This window comes from Streptomyces sp. 6-11-2, from assembly GCF_006540305.1.
GTDB lineage: Bacteria > Actinomycetota > Actinomycetes > Streptomycetales > Streptomycetaceae > Streptomyces.
This window is the reverse complement of sequence record NZ_BJOR01000001.1, coordinates 2,726,447-2,743,778: the sequence shown is the minus strand read 5'-3', so window position 1 is coordinate 2,743,778 and position 17,332 is coordinate 2,726,447. Positions and strand designations below refer to the sequence as shown.

11 protein-coding genes are annotated in these 17,332 nt (G+C 72.9%); 7 read left to right on the top strand and 4 right to left on the bottom strand.

Annotated elements, in window-relative coordinates; genetic code table 11:
* Positions 1–7: 7 nt before the first annotated feature.
* The gene (gene pcrA / locus TNCT6_RS11580; RefSeq protein ID WP_141359242.1) at positions 8–2,488 is read left to right on the top strand and encodes a DNA helicase PcrA; all 2,481 of its coding nucleotides are present in this window, start codon (positions 8–10) and stop codon (positions 2,486–2,488) included.
* Between the two features lie 9 nt (positions 2,489–2,497).
* On the opposite strand, the gene TNCT6_RS11575 is transcribed toward pcrA, so the two are convergent.
* Positions 2,498–4,063, bottom strand: a complete 1,566-nt coding sequence (locus tag TNCT6_RS11575) for a M23 family metallopeptidase (protein ID WP_141359240.1) — start codon at positions 4,061–4,063, stop codon at positions 2,498–2,500.
* Between the two features lie 77 nt (positions 4,064–4,140).
* Complete coding sequence (locus tag TNCT6_RS11570) at positions 4,141–5,004, bottom strand: triacylglycerol lipase (protein ID WP_141359238.1); 864 nt, start codon at positions 5,002–5,004, stop codon at positions 4,141–4,143.
* Positions 5,005–5,495: 491 nt separating this feature from the next.
* Between TNCT6_RS11570 and TNCT6_RS11565 the strand changes: the two genes are divergently transcribed.
* The gene (locus tag TNCT6_RS11565; protein WP_141359236.1) at positions 5,496–5,912 is read left to right on the top strand and encodes a cobalamin B12-binding domain-containing protein; all 417 of its coding nucleotides are present in this window, start codon (positions 5,496–5,498) and stop codon (positions 5,910–5,912) included.
* A 104-nt stretch (positions 5,913–6,016) separates the two neighbouring features.
* Here the strand turns inward: TNCT6_RS11565 and TNCT6_RS11560 are convergent, their stop codons facing one another.
* On the bottom strand, positions 6,017–7,645 hold the full coding sequence (locus TNCT6_RS11560) for a DUF5691 domain-containing protein (RefSeq protein ID WP_141359234.1): 1,629 nt from the start codon (positions 7,643–7,645) through the stop codon (positions 6,017–6,019).
* A 254-nt stretch (positions 7,646–7,899) separates the two neighbouring features.
* A complete protein-coding gene (locus tag TNCT6_RS11555) occupies positions 7,900–9,249 on the bottom strand; it encodes an SWIM zinc finger family protein (RefSeq protein ID WP_141359232.1) in 1,350 nt (449 codons plus the stop codon).
* A 133-nt stretch (positions 9,250–9,382) separates the two neighbouring features.
* Between TNCT6_RS11555 and TNCT6_RS11550 the strand changes: the two genes are divergently transcribed.
* The 5 genes from TNCT6_RS11550 to sucC all read left to right on the top strand — a co-directional run bounded on the left by TNCT6_RS11550 (position 9,383) and on the right by sucC (position 17,329).
* Entirely contained in the window at positions 9,383–10,534 is a 1,152-nt protein-coding gene (locus tag TNCT6_RS11550; RefSeq protein WP_141359230.1) for an AAA family ATPase, read from the top strand.
* 121 nt (positions 10,535–10,655) lie between these two features.
* Positions 10,656–13,085: a DUF5682 family protein gene (locus TNCT6_RS11545; protein ID WP_141359228.1), complete on the top strand. Its 2,430-nt coding sequence runs from the start codon at positions 10,656–10,658 to the stop codon at positions 13,083–13,085.
* Positions 13,082–14,266 carry a VWA domain-containing protein gene (locus tag TNCT6_RS11540; protein ID WP_141359226.1) on the top strand — a complete coding sequence of 395 codons (1,185 nt, stop codon included), beginning with the start codon at positions 13,082–13,084 and terminating at the stop codon, positions 14,264–14,266. Before TNCT6_RS11545 ends, TNCT6_RS11540 begins: the two co-directional genes overlap by 4 nt.
* Before the next feature lie 396 nt (positions 14,267–14,662).
* Positions 14,663–15,691, top strand: coding sequence for a hypothetical protein (locus TNCT6_RS11535; protein WP_141359224.1), 1,029 nt, complete (start codon positions 14,663–14,665; stop codon positions 15,689–15,691).
* A gap of 456 nt (positions 15,692–16,147) precedes the next feature.
* Positions 16,148–17,329 (top strand): ADP-forming succinate--CoA ligase subunit beta, encoded by a 1,182-nt coding sequence (gene sucC, locus TNCT6_RS11530; RefSeq protein ID WP_141359222.1) that lies wholly within the window; start codon positions 16,148–16,150, stop codon positions 17,327–17,329.
* Positions 17,330–17,332: the final 3 nt, after the last annotated feature.

Below are 17,332 nucleotides of genomic sequence, written 5' to 3'. Positions count from 1 at the left end.
TAGAGCGATGAGCAGCCTCTTTGACGACAGCTTCCTGGCGGATCTCCAGGCCCCCCGCGGCCATGAGGAAGAGCCCCCGCCGCCGCCCGAGGACGATCACGCTCCGGAGCCGGTTCCGGACGATCTGTTCGGCGGGAAGTTCGACGTGCCCCCGGACCGGGACGCCTACTACCGCGACGGCGCCCACCGGCCGGTCGTGGACCCGGCCGCGCTCCTGGAGGGGCTGAACGACAACCAGCGCGCCGCCGTCGTGCACTCCGGCTCCCCGCTGCTCATCGTGGCCGGCGCCGGTTCCGGCAAGACCCGTGTGCTCACGCACCGGATCGCGTACCTGCTGGCCGAGCGGGGCGCCCACCCCGGCCAGATCCTGGCGATCACCTTCACCAACAAGGCCGCCGGCGAGATGAAGGAGCGCGTCGAGCAGCTCGTCGGACCGCGTGCCAACGCGATGTGGGTGATGACCTTCCACAGCGCGTGCGTGCGCATCCTGCGTCGGGAGAGCAAGAAGCTCGGCTTCACGTCCTCCTTCTCGATCTACGACGCCGCCGACTCCAAGCGCCTGATGGCCCTGGTCTGCCGCGACCTGGACCTCGACCCCAAGCGCTACCCGCCCAAGTCGTTCAGCGCCAAGATCAGCAACCTCAAGAACGAGCTGATCGACGAGGAGGACTTCGCTGCCCGGGCCACCGACGGCTTCGAGAAGACCCTCGCCCAGGCCTACGTCCTCTACCAGTCGCGGCTGCGCGAGGCCAACGCCCTCGACTTCGACGACCTGATCATGACGACGGTCAACCTGCTGCGCGCCTTCCCGGACGTCGCCGAGCACTACCGCCGCCGCTTCCGGCACGTCCTGGTCGACGAGTACCAGGACACCAACCACGCGCAGTACGCCCTGGTACGGGAACTGGTCGGCACCGCCGAGCACCCCGTGGACGTACCGCCCGCCGAGGACGACCTGCGGCCGGCCGAGCTGTGCGTGGTCGGTGACGCCGACCAGTCGATCTACGCCTTCCGCGGCGCGACCATCCGCAACATCCTCCAGTTCGAGGAGGACTACCCGGACGCGACGACGATCCTGCTGGAGCAGAACTACCGCTCCACGCAGACGATCCTGTCCGCCGCCAACGCGGTCATCGAGCGCAACGAGTCCCGCCGCCCCAAGAACCTGTGGACCAACGCCGGCGCGGGCGCCCGCATCACGGGTTACGTCGCCGACACCGAGCACGACGAGGCGCAGTTCGTCGCCGAAGAGATAGACCGCCTCACGGACGCGGGCGAGGCCAAGGCGGGCGACGTCGCCGTCTTCTACCGCACCAACGCCCAGTCCCGTGTCTTCGAAGAGATCTTCATCCGCGTCGGCCTGCCCTACAAGGTCGTCGGCGGCGTCCGCTTCTACGAGCGCAAGGAGGTCCGGGACGTCCTGGCCTACCTGCGGGTCCTGGCCAACCCCGAGGACTCCGTCCCGTTGCGCCGCATCCTCAACGTGCCCAAGCGGGGCATCGGCGAGCGCGCCGAGGCGATGATCGACGCCCTCGCCCAGCGGGAGAGGGTCAGCTTCCCGCAGGCGCTGCGCCGCGTCGACGAGGCGTACGGCATGGCCGCGCGCTCCACGAACGCGGTCAAGCGGTTCAACACGCTGATGGAGGACCTCCGCACGATCGTCGAGTCGGGCGCCGGACCGGCCACGATCCTGGAGGCCGTCCTGGAGCGCACGGGCTACCTGGCCGAGTTGCAGGCCTCCACCGACCCGCAGGACGAGACCCGTATCGAGAACCTCCAGGAACTCGCCGCGGTCGCTCTGGAGTTCGAGCAGGGGCGCGGGGAGGGGGAGCCGGTCGCGCTCTCCGACTTCCTGGAGCAGGTCGCCCTGGTCGCCGACTCCGACCAGATCCCGGACGAGGAGGACGGCGACGGCGTCATCACGCTGATGACCCTGCACACCGCCAAGGGCCTGGAGTTCCCGGTGGTCTTCCTTACCGGCATGGAGGACGGCGTCTTCCCGCACATGCGCGCCCTCGGCCAGACCAAGGAGCTGGAGGAGGAGCGGCGCCTGGCCTACGTGGGCATCACGCGCGCGCGGGAGCGGCTGTACCTGACCCGTTCGTCGATGCGCAGCGCCTGGGGCCAGCCGTCGTACAACCCGCCCTCCCGGTTCCTGGAGGAGATCCCGCCGGCGCACGTGGACTGGAAGCGGACGGGCGGTTCGGCCTTCGCACCTTCCGGTCCGGCCTCCTCGGTGGCGGCCTCGCTGTCCTCGTCCCGGTCTCGCTCGTCGGCGTCCGGCGCCTCGGGCTTCGCCACCCGCCGCACCACGGAGAAGCCGGTGGCGGCGCTCGCCGTCGGAGACCGGGTCACGCACGACCAGTTCGGCCTGGGCTCGGTGGTCGCCGTCGCGGGCACGGGCGACAAGGCCCAGGCGACGATCGACTTCGGCGACGGCAAGCCCAAGCGGCTGCTGCTGCGGTACGCGCCGGTGGAGAAGCTGTAGCGGGAGGGGCTACGTCGGGTCGAGGCCGTGGCTGCGCAGCCACGACAGCGGGTCGATGGGCGCCCCGCCCGCGGGCCTGACCTCGAAGTGCAGGTGCGGGCCGGTGGAGTTGCCGGAGTTGCCGGAGTAGGCGATCGCCTCTCCGGCCTTCACCGTCGTACCGGAGGGGACCCGGTAGCTGGAGAGGTGGCAGTACCACGTCTCCGTGCCGTCCATCGCGGTCACGATCATCATGTTGCCGTAGGCGCTGTTCCACTGCGTGCGGACCGTGCCGTCGGTCGCGGCCAGCACCGTCGTCCCGTACGAGACGGGGAAGTCGATGCCGGTGTGCACGGACATCCAGTTCACGCCGGCCTGGCCGAAGTAGGCGCTGAGACCCCTCTCGAAGACCGGGACGGCGAACTTGGGGCGCAGTCGCTCTTTGCGGGCCGCCTCCTCCGCCGCTTTCTTCTTCTCGGCCTCCTGCTGCGCTTTGAGGTCGATGCGCTCCTGGTACCGGCTGGCCCGGTCGGCGAAGTCGTTCGCCCCCGCGGACAGGCCCTGCAACTGGGTGTCCAGCTTGTTGTTGGCGGTGGACGCCTTGACGGGGTGCGCGTCGGGCGTGGCCGCCGCGCTCTCCTTGCCGTCCTCGGTCAGACCGCCCACGGAGGCGGCGGCGATCCCGGCGACCCCCATCACGCAGACCGAGGGCACCGCCACCGTGAGCAGTGCGGAGCGCTTGGCCGGGGGGCGGCGCCGGGAGCGGCCCGCTGCGCGGGAGGCCGCTCGGGAGGCCGGGGCCGGGGCGGGGGTGATTTCTTCCTCGTCGTCGAGCAGCGGCGGGGCCGGGTCCGGCTCGACCGCGGCGACCGGTTCCTCTTCCGCCAAGCCGTCCTGCGGCTCGTGCGGTTCGGGTCCCTCGAAGTTCTCGCCGACCGTGGTGCCGCCGTCGCCGTTCCACTGCGTGGCGTCGTACGCGCCGGTGTCGAAGACCTGCGTGCCCCAGCCCCACTGCTGGGTGGCGTCGGCGGCGGCCGTCTGGTCCGGCTGGAGCCAGGTCTGCGCGTCCCACTGGCCGCTGGTGTCGACCGACGTGGACTGCGGTGGAACGGAGGCCAGTTGCTGCTGGTAGCCGGTCGCCCAGGCGGTGGTGTCGTACGCGCCGGTGTCGTGGGCGGCGTGGTGCTGCGCCGCGTACGGGTCGTAGTTCGGACTCTGGTGGCCGTTCGCGGACCAGCCGGTGGTGTCGTACGCACCCGTGGTGTGCGTCTCGCCGGTCGCGAGACCGGCGTGGAGCGGGTCGGCGGTGTAGTCCGCCGTGGTGTACGTGCCGGTGTGGTAACCGGTGGCGTTGTAGTCGCTGTACGTGGTGAAGTCGCCGTACGCAGCTTCCTGCCCGTCATACGACGCGTAGGGCGTCGAGGCGGCATCGGAGGCCGGAGCCGGGGCGGCCATGGTCCCCGACGGGTGACGGTCGTTCACCAACTTCTCTTTCGCCTCGACAACAGGGGCTGGCAGAGCAGTGCGGCGACTGTACCCGGCGGTATGAGGGCGCGACAATCTTCCACAGGTTTCCCCGAGGCGGGAAACGGGCATTCAGCCGTGTTTCGCCGGGGTGTGGAGACGGCTTTAACTTTGTGTTCGAGTCGCGTTCGATCCCGAGGGGTCGACCGTCAGGCGACGGTCACTCCGCCGGCGCGGTCGGCGGTCGGGTCTCCGGGGCGCGCGGTGTCGAGGATCTGCCGTATCCCGGTCGCCACGGCGGGGTGGAGCGGCAGGGCGAGATGTCCGATTCCGCTGACCTGGATGTTCTCCACCTTCAGGTCGGGGTGCTCGATGCAGGCCGACTCCAGCGGGTCCATCAGGTGGTCGAGGTCGCTCCAGAAGCTGACGAAGTGCGTACGGCAGCCGGGCGCGGGGCGCGACAGTTCCTCGATCAGCTCGGAACCGGGGCGCATCTGCCGCACGATCGGATGGGCGTTGGCCAGCGGCGCGACCCGGGTGCCGGAGTGCGGGGTGCCGAGGGTGACGAGGGTGCGGACCCGCAGATCACCACCGAGCCGCTGCACGTAGTAACGGGCGATCAGTCCGCCGAGGCTGTGCCCGACGACGTCGATCTGCCTGCTGCCGGTGCGCTCGCAGATCTCCTCGATGTGCCGGCCGAGCAGTTCGGCCGCGGTGCGGATGTCGCAGGTCAGCGGCGAGTAGTTCAGGGACTCCACGCGCTGCCTGCCGTGCTGGGCGAGGCTGCGGCGCAGCAGGACGAACACCGAGCGGTTGTCGATGAACCCGTGCAGCAGCACGACCGGTGGCTTGGCCGCGGTCGGCAACTGGGCGGTGCCGGGCGCCGGGATCGCGCGGGAGGCGCCGCGGCGCTCCTGGACGATGCCCGAGGGATAGAGCAGGAGATGTCCCGCGAGGATCGCGAGTTCCAGAGCGGTCGCCTTGAGCAGAGCCAGTGAGAGCCCCGCGAGTCTGCACGGCAGCAGGCACCGGCAGAGCGGGAGAATGGGGTCCGCGACCCTGGTGACCTTCATGGCCGACCTCCTGTCGGCACGCGGGAGGACGACCCTGTCCCCCGTGTGCCCTCGTGAGCAGTCGCGGCGGGGGCGGTCGGCCGGGCAGGCTTCGCGCCGCCGTGCCCCACCGGCCCCGGGTGCCCTTCGTGCCCTCGCCGATACGGCGCACCACCGCGGCGCGCGGTCTGCGGCGCGGTGGTGCGACGACCTCGTTGCGGCTCCCGTCGTGCTTGCTCCCGCAGTGGTCCGCGCGCCGCGGCAAAGGCGTGCGGCGCGTGGGCCGCGCGGACGGGGAACGACGCGCGGCCTGCGGGTCCCCCCTGCCCGGTGAACTCGGGGGAGTGTCCCACCATGTGATTTCCCCCTCCCTCTGCGCCGTGAAACTGCCGGTTGCGGGATGCTGGAGATAACGTTCGTTCACTTCCCCGGACGGTGTGGTGCGGGGCGTCCGTGCCACATGTGAGGTACTTGTCGGTACGGATGGATGTAGTCGCTTCATGGAGGCAGTGATGGGTGTGGCAGCCGGTCCGATCCGCGTGGTGGTGGCCAAGCCGGGGCTCGACGGCCACGATCGGGGCGCCAAGGTGATCGCGCGGGCACTGCGCGACGCCGGTATGGAGGTCATCTACACCGGGCTCCACCAGACCCCGGAGCAGATCGTGGACACGGCGATCCAGGAGGACGCCGACGCGATCGGCCTGTCCATCCTCTCGGGCGCGCACAACACGCTGTTCGCCGCGGTGATCGAACTGCTCAGGGAGCGCGACGCGGAGGACATCGTCGTCTTCGGCGGCGGCATCATCCCGGAGGCGGACATCCCCCCGCTCAAGGAGAAGGGTGTCGCGGAGATCTTCACCCCGGGCGCGACCACCCAGTCGATCGTCGACTGGGTCAGGGCGAACGTCCGCCAGCCCGCCGAGGCATAGGGGTGCCGGCGGCTCCCGCGGGATCTCCCGGCGCCGGCCGGGTGCGAGCGGCCCGTCCTGGGGGCACGGCCCCCAGGCAGACCCGCCTTCACCCGGGGCGGGACTCAGCCGGTCCGCGCCGCCTCCAGTTCCCCGGCCATGGCGGAGCGCAGCCGCAGGGTCGTGACCAGTCGCTGGAAGGCCTCCGCCCAGTACCCTCCGGCTCCCGGCGACGCGTCCTCCGCCTCGTCCGGAACCGCCAGCAGTCCGTCGAGCCGACTCGCCTCCGCGGGATCCAGGCACCGCTCGGCAAGCCCCATCACTCCACTGAAACTCCATGGGTAACTCCCTGCGTCCCGCGCGATGTTGAGCGCGTCGACCACCGCCCGCCCGAGCGGTGCCGCCCACGGCACCGCGCACACCCCGAGCAGCTGAAACGCCTCGGGCAGTCCGTGTGCCGCGATGAATCCGGCCACCCAGTCGGCCCGTTCGGCGGCGTCCAGCGTGCCGAGCAGCTTGGCGCGCTCGGCCAGGGACACCGCGCCGGGGCCACCGGCGTCGGGGGCCGCGGGCGGCCCGAGCAGCGCCCGCGCCCACTGTGCGTCCCGCTGCCTCACCGCCGCCCGGCACCAGGCGGCGTGCAGTTCGCCCTGCCATCCGTCCGCGACCGGCAGGGCCACGATCTCCCGCGGCGTGCGTCCGCCCAGCCGTCCGGGCCAGGTCCCGAGCGGCGCCGCCTCCACCAACTGGCCCAGCCACCAAGATCGTTCGCCCCGTCCTGCCGGAGCCTTGGGGGCGATCCCATCGCGTTCCATGGCCGAGTCGCACTCGTGCGGCGCCTCGACGACGAGCGTGGGTGTCCCGCGGGTGTGGTCGACGGCCACGCAGGAGCGGGCCCGGGCCGCCATCCGTGCGGCGAGCGCCGATCCGGGCAGTGCCGAGAGCAACTCCGCGGCCGTGGACCGTACGTTGCGGCTGCGGTCGGACAGGGCCTGCTCCAGGAACTCCTCGTCGTCCGGGCCGAGACCCGTCCGCAGGGAGTCGACGAACATCAGCCGGTCCTCGGCCCGCTCGGTGGGCCAGGAGCCGGCGAGCAGTTCGCGTGCGGCGGCGGGCGAGTGCGCACGTATCGACGCCAGCAGCGCGACCCGCTCCGCGAACAGACCCTCCTCCCACAGCTTGCGGACACGGTCGGCGTCCCCGGAGCCGCTGCGGGCGGCACCGGCGCCCGGGGCCGCCCGCAGGGCGAACCGCCAGTCCGGGTTCAGCCCCGCCAGCCACAGGGCGCGTGGGCCGCCGAAGCCCAGTGCGGCCGGACGCAGGTCCGTACGGGCCCTCGCGGCGTCCAGCAGGGCGGGTAGTGCCTCCGGGGGCGGGGCGTACCCGTGGGCGTTCGCCGCCGCGAGCCACTGGGGCAGCAGTTCCATCAGGTCCGGTGCCGTTCCCCGGCGGCCGGCCGCCGTACCGGGCCGGTCGGCCAGCAGCATGGCGAGCCTGCGGGCCGCGGCCGCGGGCAGCGGCGGACGCGGATCCTCCGGTGCGGGCTCCGGGCGCCGGGCCGCGGGCGCGGGGCGCAGTCCCGCACGCCGCCGTACGGTCTGCACGGCTGCCGCGTCGAGCAGCGCCACCGGCGCGGTCCGTCCGGGTGTGCCGCCCGGGGGTGTGCGCCGGTCCGTGCCGAGCAGGGCGGTGGTGACCAACTCCTCCCAGGCGCCCGTGGCGGGCGCCTCCGGCGAGGTGGAGGTCCTGATCATGAGCTTCCTTTCCGTAGCCGGCTGCCCGGGAGTGGTTGAAGGGTCACATGGACCGGGTTTCCCCTGGGGTGGAACAAATGCGTGGTGCAGAAGAGAAAAGGTATTCAGATGGGATACTCTCTGCCATTTTGCGCCTTTTGGGTGAGAGGTTCCCGCTGTGCCGATCGGGCCCCGCATATCGCGGTGACGTCACTCCTTTGCCGGACATCCCGAGCCCGCTGCCAGGGCTGATGTCACGGATGGTTGATTTGGCATCAGCACAGAGTCACCATTTCTTCCTCGTTCCGCGACCATGCGGTCAACGGAGTGAAGCCCCGGTGGCCGCACTCGCCGAAGACCGTGACCGGCGCGCCGCCCGACAGGGCGACCAGCCGCCACAGGCCCGGATGCGTACGGGCCACGCGAGTGACGGGCAGCGCGGAGTCGGAGGCGGCGTCGGCCAGCTGCCAGGACTCGCCGTCCGGGACCGGTACGACCTCCCGCAGCGTCACCGGAACCGACTCCAGCCACGGGTCGTCCCGCAGCGCCGCGCCGTAGCGGGCGGCCGCCTGCGCCGTCGTCACCCCGCGTGGGCGGATCCGGACGGGCGCCGGGGGCGCGAACCGCTCGCCCAGGGCCACGCGCGGCTGTCCCGCGCCCGGATAGGAGGACACCTCCGCCTCCAGGGCCAGGCCCACCGGCAGCGCGAGCTCCGGGGCGCGGCCCGCCGCGCCGTAGGAGAGCAGCAGAGCCGTACGGCCCGAGTCCGCGCCGTGCAGCCATATCCTGCGTGTGGTCAGCTTCGCGTCCGCGGTGTCGTACTGGGCGAGGACGAGCCAGCGGTCCCGCACCGGAGGTCCGTCCGCTGAGACGGGCAGACCCACCCGGGAACGGACCGTCGCCGACATCCCTTCCGGCAGCCGCTCGCGGCGCAGCCAGCCCTGGCCCAGCAGATGCAGCAGCGCGCACTCCTCCAGCAGCCGCACCGGCCAGCCCGGCCCCGACGACGGCACGGCCCCCAGCTCCCGCACCCGTCCCGCCAGTCCGGGAGCCTGCGCGTCGACCATGCGGGCCGCCGTCTCCTCCCACAGCCCGTACCCCGCCTGCTCGGCCGGGGCCAGACCGCCGCGCAGCAGGTCGGCCAGGCGCTGCTCCAGCTCCGTCACCCCCGCGGTGATCCGCTCGGCCCGGCGCTCCGCCCGGCGCAGCGCCGCCCGCGGATCAGCGGCACCGGAGGCCGGACCCGCTGTCGAACGCTTCCGCCCCGTCCGCTCCCCGCGGGCCGCCGTCCACTGCTCGGCCCAGTCGGGCGCCTGCCCGGACGGCACCGCGCCGTCGTCGCTCGCCCACAGCAGCAGCAGTCCGAGCGCGTGCTTGCACGGGAACTTGCGGCTCGGACAACTGCACTTGTACGCCGGCCCGGCACCGCCCGCGACGTCGACGACCGTCTGATACGGCCGGCTGCCACTGCCCTTGCACAGTCCCCACACCGCCCCCTCGTCGGAACACCCCGCCTCGGACCACGGCCCGGCCGCGCCGAGTTTGCTTCCCGCTTTGCGCGACGCGGCGTCAGGCGCCAGTGCCAGCACCTGGTCCGCGCTCCAGCGCACCCCCTGCTGAGTCATGCCATCGAAGGTAGGACCTGCCACTGACAATCGGCCGGGTAGGCATATTTGCGCAGGTCAGAACGCGTTGTCAGTGCCGTGGTGCACGGTTGGTGACAGATCCGAACCGGCCGAGCTGGAGGGGGCCTCAGCCATGTCTGTGTCCGTCGAACCGACACCCGTCGAACCGCGCCAGAACCACTCCGCGCCCGCGAACACGCCGGAGGCGCAGGCGCTGCGCCCGCACGCCGAGCACGCCTTCGCGGCCGAGCTGGCGGCGCTCGCCGCACACGACGACCGTCCGCGCCCGGCCCGCTGGAAGCTGTCGCCGTGGGCCGTCGCGACCTACCTCCTCGGCGGCACGCTGCCGGACGGCACGGTGATCACACCGAAGTACGTGGGCCCCCGCCGCATCGTCGAGGTCGCGGTCACCACCCTCGCCACCGACCGCGCCCTGCTCCTGCTCGGCGTGCCGGGCACGGCGAAGACCTGGGTGTCCGAGCACTTGGCCGCCGCGGTCAGCGGCGACTCGACGCTCCTGGTGCAGGGCACGGCCGGCACCCCGGAGGAAGCGATCCGCTACGGCTGGAACTACGCGCAGCTGCTGGCGCACGGACCGAGCCGCGACGCCCTCGTGCCCAGCCCGGTCATGCGGGCCATGGCGCAGGGCATGACCGCCCGGGTCGAGGAGCTGACCCGCATCCCGGCCGACGTGCAGGACACGCTGATCACGATCCTGTCCGAGAAGACCCTGCCGATACCGGAACTGGGCGAGGAGGTGCAGGCGGTCCGCGGCTTCAACCTGATCGCCACCGCCAACGACCGCGACCGCGGGGTCAACGACCTGTCCAGCGCCCTGCGCCGCCGGTTCAACACGGTGGTCCTGCCGCTGCCGGAGAGCCCCGAGGCCGAGGTCGAGATCGTGGCGCGCCGGGTCGACCAGATCGGCCGCTCACTCGACCTGCCGGGCGTCCCGGACGGGGCCGACGAGATCCGCCGTGTCGTGACCGTCTTCCGCGAGCTGCGTGACGGCGTCACCACCGACGGCCGTACGAAGCTGAAGTCGCCCAGCGGCACCCTGTCCACCGCCGAGGCGATCTCGGTGGTCACCGGCGGCCTCGCGCTGGCGGCCCACTTCGGCGACGGCGTGCTGCGGGCCGGTGACGTGGCCGCCGGCATCCTCGGCGCCGTCGTCCGTGATCCGGCGGCAGACCGCGTCGTCTGGCAGGAGTACCTGGAGACGGTCGTCCGCGAGCGCGACGGCTGGAAGGACTTCTACCGGTCCTGCCGGGAGGTGAGCGCGTGAGCCGCATCGGACGGCCGGCCGACGGCGGACGCCTGCCGGCCGGCACGGCGCGGGCCCGCGCCGACGACGAGCCCAGCTGGACCGCGGGGCGAGGACGAGGGAGGACGAGGAGGGGGACGACGTGAGGGGATCCGAGGGATCCGGGAGCCGGCGGCCCGGCGTGGGGCCGCTGCTGCTCGGGGTCCGGCACCACGGGCCCGGATCCGCCCGCGCGGTGCGGGCCGCGCTGGAGGCGGCGCGACCGCGGGCGGTACTGATCGAGGGCCCACCGGAGGCGGACGCGCTGATCCCGCTCGCCGCCGACCAGGACATGCGGCCGCCCGTCGCGCTCCTCGCCCACGCCGTGGACGAGCCCGGCCGCTCGGCGTTCTGGCCGCTGGCCGGTTTCTCGCCCGAGTGGGTCGCCGTCCGCTGGGCCCTGGAGCACGACGTCCCGGCCCGCTTCATCGACCTGCCGGCCACGCACACGCTCGCGTGGGGCCTCGCGGGGGGCAGGGAAGACGCCGGCACGCCCCCGGACGGCGGCGCCGACACGGAGGGCTCCGCGGTGGAGGGGACCGCGGAGCCCCCGGCAGGGGCGTGCCCGCCGGGGGCCGAGGTGCGCGTCGACCCGCTCGCCGCGCTCGCCGAGGCCGGCGGGTACGACGACCCCGAGCGCTGGTGGGAGGACGTGGTCGAACACCGGGGCGCCGGCGAGGGCGACGCGCTCGCCCCGTTCCTGGTGCTGGAGGAGGCCATGGGCGTGCTGCGGGAGGCGTACGGCAGCGGGGAGGAGCACCGGGATCTTGTGCGCGAGGCCCACATGCGCCTCCAAGTGCGCGCCGCGCAGCGCGAGTTCGGGGACGGCGTCGCCGTGGTGTGCGGGGCCTGGCACGTGCCCGCGCTGCGGCGGAAGGCGACCGTCGCCGCCGACCGCGCCCTGCTGAAGGGGCTGCCCAAGGTCAAGGCGGACATGACCTGGGTGCCGTGGACCCACCGCCGGCTGTCCCGGGCCTCCGGCTACGGCGCGGGCATCGACTCGCCCGGCTGGTACGCCCACCTGTTCGACGTGCCGGACCGGCCCGTCGAGCGGTGGCTGACCAAGGTGGCGGGACTGCTCCGGGAGGAGGACCGGATCGTCTCCTCCGCGCACGTCATCGAAGCGGTGCGGCTGGCGGGGACGCTCGCCGCGATGCGCGGCCGCCCGCTGCCGGGCCTGAGCGAGACGACGGACGCGGTGCGCGCGGTGATGTGCGACGGCTCCGACGTGCCGCTGGCACTGGTGCACGACCGGCTCGTGGTCGGCGACGTGCTGGGCGCGGTGCCGGAGGCGGCGCCCGCGGTGCCGTTGCAGCGCGACCTGGCCCGGCTTCAACGGCGGTTGCGGCTCAAACCCGAGGCGCTGGAGCGGGAGCTGGAGCTCGACCTGCGCAAGGAGACCGATGCCGGGCGCAGCCGGCTGCTGCACCGGCTGCGGCTGCTGGGCGTGGACTGGGGCGAGCCCACGGCCTCGCGGGGCAGCACCGGTACGTTCCGGGAGACCTGGCGGCTGCGCTGGGAGCCCGAGCTGTCGGTGCGCGTCGCCGAGGCCGGGGTGTGGGGGACGACCGTGCTCGCCGCCGCGACCGCCAGGGCGGAGGCGGACGCCGTGGCCGCGCGGGCCCTCGCCGACGTCACCGCGCTCGCGGAGCACTGCCTGCTCGCCGAACTGCCCGAAGCGCTGCCCGTGGTCATGCGCGTGCTCGCCGACCGGGCGGCGCTCGACTCGGACGTCGGGCACCTCGCCCAGGCGCTGCCGGCCCTGGTCCGCTCCCTGCGCTACGGAGACGTGCGCGGCACGGACACCGAGGCGCTCGCCGGTGTGGCGGCCGGCCTGGCCGAGCGGATCTTCGTCGGCCTGCCCCCGGCCTGCGTCGCACTGGACGCGGACGCGGCCGAGGAGATGCGGCGGCACGTGGACGCGGTGCACGGCGCGGTGGCCCTGCTCGGCGACACCCCCAAGGCCGGGCACGGCGAGCTGCGCGCCCGCTGGCACACCGTGCTCCGGACCCTTTCCGGACGGGACACGGTCCCCGGGGTGCTGCGGGGACGCGCGGTGCGGCTGCTGCTGGACGACGGGGAGGTCGAGCAGGAGCAGGCGGCGCGGCTCATGGGCCTCGTGCTGTCGCCGGGCACGCCGCCGGCCGACGCGGCCGCGTGGATCGAGGGCTTCGTCGGAGGTGGCGGCGGGATGCTGCTGGTGCACGACGAGCGGCTGCTCGGGCTGGTCGACGCCTGGCTGACCGGCGTGCCGGCGCAGGCGTTCACGGACGTACTGCCGCTGCTGCGGCGCACGTTCTCGGCATACGAGCCGGGGGTGCGCAGAACGCTCGGCGAGCTGGTCGGGCGCGGTCCGGGGCCGGGCGGCGGTGGGGCCGGGGGCTCGACGGGCGGTGTGCCCGGGTTCGCCGAGCAACTCGACCAGGAGCGCGCGGACGCCGTACTGCCCGTGCTGCGGCTGCTGTTGGCGCTGGACGACCCCGGTCCCGGCAGGGAGAAGCCGGGCAACGAGCTTGCGGGGGTGGCGGGATGACCGGGGGAGAGGGGTACGACGTGACGGACGCGGTCCAGGAGCGGCTGCGGCGCTGGCGGCTCGTGCTCGGCGGCGGCCCGGCCGACGGCACCGGATGCGCGCTGTCGGGACGGGACACGGGGATGGACGCGGCGCTCGCCGCGCTCTACGGAAAGGGGGACAAGCCGCCGGTGGGACGGACGGGACGCGACCGTTCGGCGGGACTGGGAGGCTCGGCGCCCTCGGTGGCGCGGTGGCTCGGGGACATACGGACGTACTTCCCCTCCTCCGTGGTGCAGGTCATGCAGCGGGACGCCATCGACCGGCTCGGGCTGGCCACGTTGCTGCTGGAGCCGGAGATGCTGGAGGCGGTGGAGGCGGACGTCCACCTCGTCGGCACCCTGCTCTCGCTCAACAAGGCGATGCCGGAGACGACCAGGGAGACGGCCCGGGCCGTGGTGCGCAAGGTCGTCGAGGACCTGGAGAAGCGGCTGGCCACCCGCACCCGGGCCACGCTCATCGGCGCCCTCGACCGCAGCGCGCGTGTCAGCCGGCCGCGCCACCACGACATCGACTGGAACCGGACGATCGCGGCCAACCTCAAGAACTACCTGCCGGAGTACCGGACGGTCGTGCCGGAGCGGCTGATCGGCTACGGCCGGGCGTCGCAGTCCGTGAAGAGGGAGGTCGTCCTCTGCGTCGACCAGTCGGGGTCGATGACGGCGTCCGTCGTGTACGCCTCCGTGTTCGGGGCGGTGCTGGCGTCCATGCGGTCCGTCAGTACGCGGCTGGTCGTCTTCGACACGGCGGTCGTCGACCTCACCGACCAGCTCGACGATCCGGTGGACGTGCTCTTCGGCACCCAGCTCGGTGGCGGCACGGACATCAACCGGGCGCTGGCGTACTGTCAGTCGCGGATCACCCGGCCCGCGGAGACGGTGGTCGTGCTGATCAGCGACCTGTACGAGGGAGGCATACGCGACGAGATGCTGAAGCGAGTCGCCGCGATGAAGGCGTCCGGAGTGCAGTTCGTGACGCTGCTCGCGCTCTCCGACGAGGGCGCGCCCGCCTACGACCGGGAGCACGCGGCGGCTCTCGCGGCGCTCGGGGCACCGGCGTTCGCCTGCACGCCGGACCTGTTCCCGGAGGTGATGGCGGCGGCGATCGAGAAGCGGCCGCTTCCGATACCCGACGCCGTGTGACATTGGCCGCCCAGCGGTGGGAGAGGGCTTGCGCACCCTTGGGAACCCCGTGCGAGGATCGACGCTCCAACACCCTTGTCGCCGTACGGGAAGAACCGTCCTCTCTTGTCCTGGCCAGCAGCGCTGCCCGGTGCCGCCCTACGCGCGACGCGTACGGCGGCCGGACGGCGTGTACTGCAACTGGGGCTGCTGGTAGGGACGTTGGTCGCCCTCGGGTTCCTGTGCGGGCAACAGGCACGGGCGGCGGAGGGCGGACCGACGGCACCCTTGTCCGAGCCGGTGGCCGCTTCGGTTCCGGGGTCCGCGTCTTCGCCCTCGCCCTCGCCCGCGTCTTCGCCCTCGCCCTCGCCCGCGTCTTCGCCCTCGTTCTCGCCGTCGTCCGGCGGCCTCGCGGCCGTGACCGACCGGGTCGCGAAGCCTGTCGTCGAGCCGATCACCGAGCCCGTCGAGAAGCCCCTCGTCGCTCCGATCACCGAGCCCGTCGAGAAGCCGGGTGCCCGGCTGGTCGCCGAGCCGGTCGTCGAGCACGTTGTGCGGCCGGTTGCCGAGTCCGTGGTTGAGTCGGCCGCCCAGCCGGTCGTCCCGTCCGTCGCGCCCGCCGCGCGGCCGGTCGCCGAGCCGGTAGCCGGGCCCGTCGTGAAGCTGGGCGTCCGGCCCGTCGCCGAGCCTGTCGCCGAGCCGGTCGTGCGGCCGGGCGTCGACTCCGTCGCCGAGCCTGTCGCCGAGCCGGTCGTGCGGCCGGGCGTCGACTCCGTTGCCCAGCCGGTTGTCGAGCGCGTCATGAGGCCGGTCGGCGACTCCGTTGTGCAGCCGGTTGTCGGGCCCGCCACCGAGCACGTTGTGAGGCCGGTCGTGAAGCCGGTTGGGGATGTGGTCGGTGCCGAGGTGGGTGGGGCGGTCGAGGTGCGGCCCGAGGTGCCGGCGCTGCCCGTCGTGCCCGACCTCCCGGCGTCGTTGCCGTTGCAGCCGCAGACGGGGCCCGTTGCCTCGGCTCCGCGAGCCCAGCCGCAGCAGCGTCCGGGCGGCGCGAACCTGGCCACGTCCAGTGGGCACAGCAGCACTCCCAAGGCCCGTACGGCGCAAGGCGTCACCGCGTCCTCCGCTGCCGCCCACGGCCCGCGATACATCGGTGCGACCTCCGGGACCGGCGGCGCCGCCGTGCACGTCCGGCCCCACCGCTCTCCCCGTGCCGGTCTCGTCGCCCCCCTCGCCCCGATCCCCGCGCACCAGGGCCCCGCTGGTGGTCCGGACGGCATGCTCGGAGATCACGCGGCGGCCGACTCCGGCACCTCGCGGCACGGGGACGCGCACGCCGTCACGGTGCCCGAGCGGGCCCCGTCGCGGCTGGTGCCCGGTGCCGCCGCCCGGGCCGCCGCACTCGGCGCCCGGGACCGGCACCAGGCCGTCCCCGTCTTCCCCGGCTAACCGGACAGGTCCACCGCTCCGTCGTCACGGAGAGCCCACCCGACTCCGCGGGCCCGGTGGACCCGGACGGCTGAAAGCCGTCGGTCCGTCCGGCCGTTCCGCCCCGGGATCTCGCGGAAAGGGCGGCTGGTCCCCATTGGGGTGGGGATCAACCGTCCGGAGCCCCTTCGGGGCTGTACGAGGGGGCCTCACCCGGTCAACCCCAGCCTGGTGAGGCCCCCGCCTCGGCGGCACGCCGTGCCAGAGAGCGCGGCATCATGTGACAGGTATCACCGCTCAGGTGTGACCCTCGATTTAGGGCACTCCCGTAACCGGGGATAACCTGCGAGACGGACATGCCGCGCGCTCGGACACCGTGTGCGCCTTCCCTGTGACCCAGAGCGGACGTCACGTTGCCCTTCGCGGCACGCCCACGCATCCAACGAACCGCGAGATCACTGATAGGGACGGAAGCGCGTGGACCTGTTCGAGTACCAGGCGAGGGACCTCTTCGCCAAGCACGGTGTACCGGTGCTGGCCGGTGAAGTCATCGACACGCCTGAGGCGGCGCGCGAGATCACCGAGCGGCTGGGCGGCAAGTCGGTCGTCAAGGCTCAGGTGAAGGTCGGTGGCCGCGGCAAGGCCGGTGGTGTCAAGCTGGCCGCCACCCCGGACGAGGCCGTCGCCCGCGCGACGGACATCCTCGGCATGGACATCAAGGGCCACACGGTCCACAAGGTCATGCTCGCGGAGACCGCTCCGGAGATCCTCGAGGAGTACTACGTCTCCTTCCTCCTCGACCGCGCCAACCGCACCTTCCTCTCCATCGCCTCGGTCGAGGGCGGCATGGAGATCGAAGAGGTCGCTGCCACCCGCCCCGAGGCCGTCGCCAAGATCGCGATCGACGCCATCGACGGCGTGGACCGGGCCAAGGCCGAGGAGATCGTCGCCGCGGCCAAGTTCCCGGCCGAGGTCGCCGACAAGGTCGCCGACGTCCTCGTCAGCCTCTGGGAGGTCTTCATCAAGGAGGACGCCCTCCTGGTGGAGGTCAACCCTCTCGCCAAGGTCGCCTCCGGTGACGTCATCGCCCTCGACGGGAAGGTGTCGCTGGACGACAACGCGGAGTTCCGTCACCCCGAGTTCGAGGAGCTCCACGACAAGGCCGCCGCCAACCCGCTGGAGGCGGCTGCCAAGGAGAAGAACCTCAACTACGTCAAGCTCGACGGTGAGGTCGGCATCATCGGCAACGGCGCGGGTCTGGTCATGTCGACCCTGGACGTCGTCGCGTACGCCGGTGAGGCCCACAAGGGCGTCAAGCCCGCCAACTTCCTCGACATCGGTGGCGGCGCCTCCGCCGAGGTGATGGCGAACGGTCTGGAGATCATCCTGGGCGACCCGGACGTGAAGTCCGTGTTCGTCAACGTCTTCGGCGGCATCACCGCGTGCGACGCGGTCGCCAACGGCATCGTGCAGGCCCTGGAGCTGCTGGAGTCCAAGGGCGAGGAGGTCACCAAGCCGCTGGTCGTGCGTCTGGACGGCAACAACGCCGAACTGGGCCGTCAGATTCTGGACGACCGCAACCACCCGCTCGTGCAGCGGGTGGACACCATGGACGGCGCGGCCGACAAGGCCGCCGAGCTGGCTGCTGCCGCGAAGTAAGGG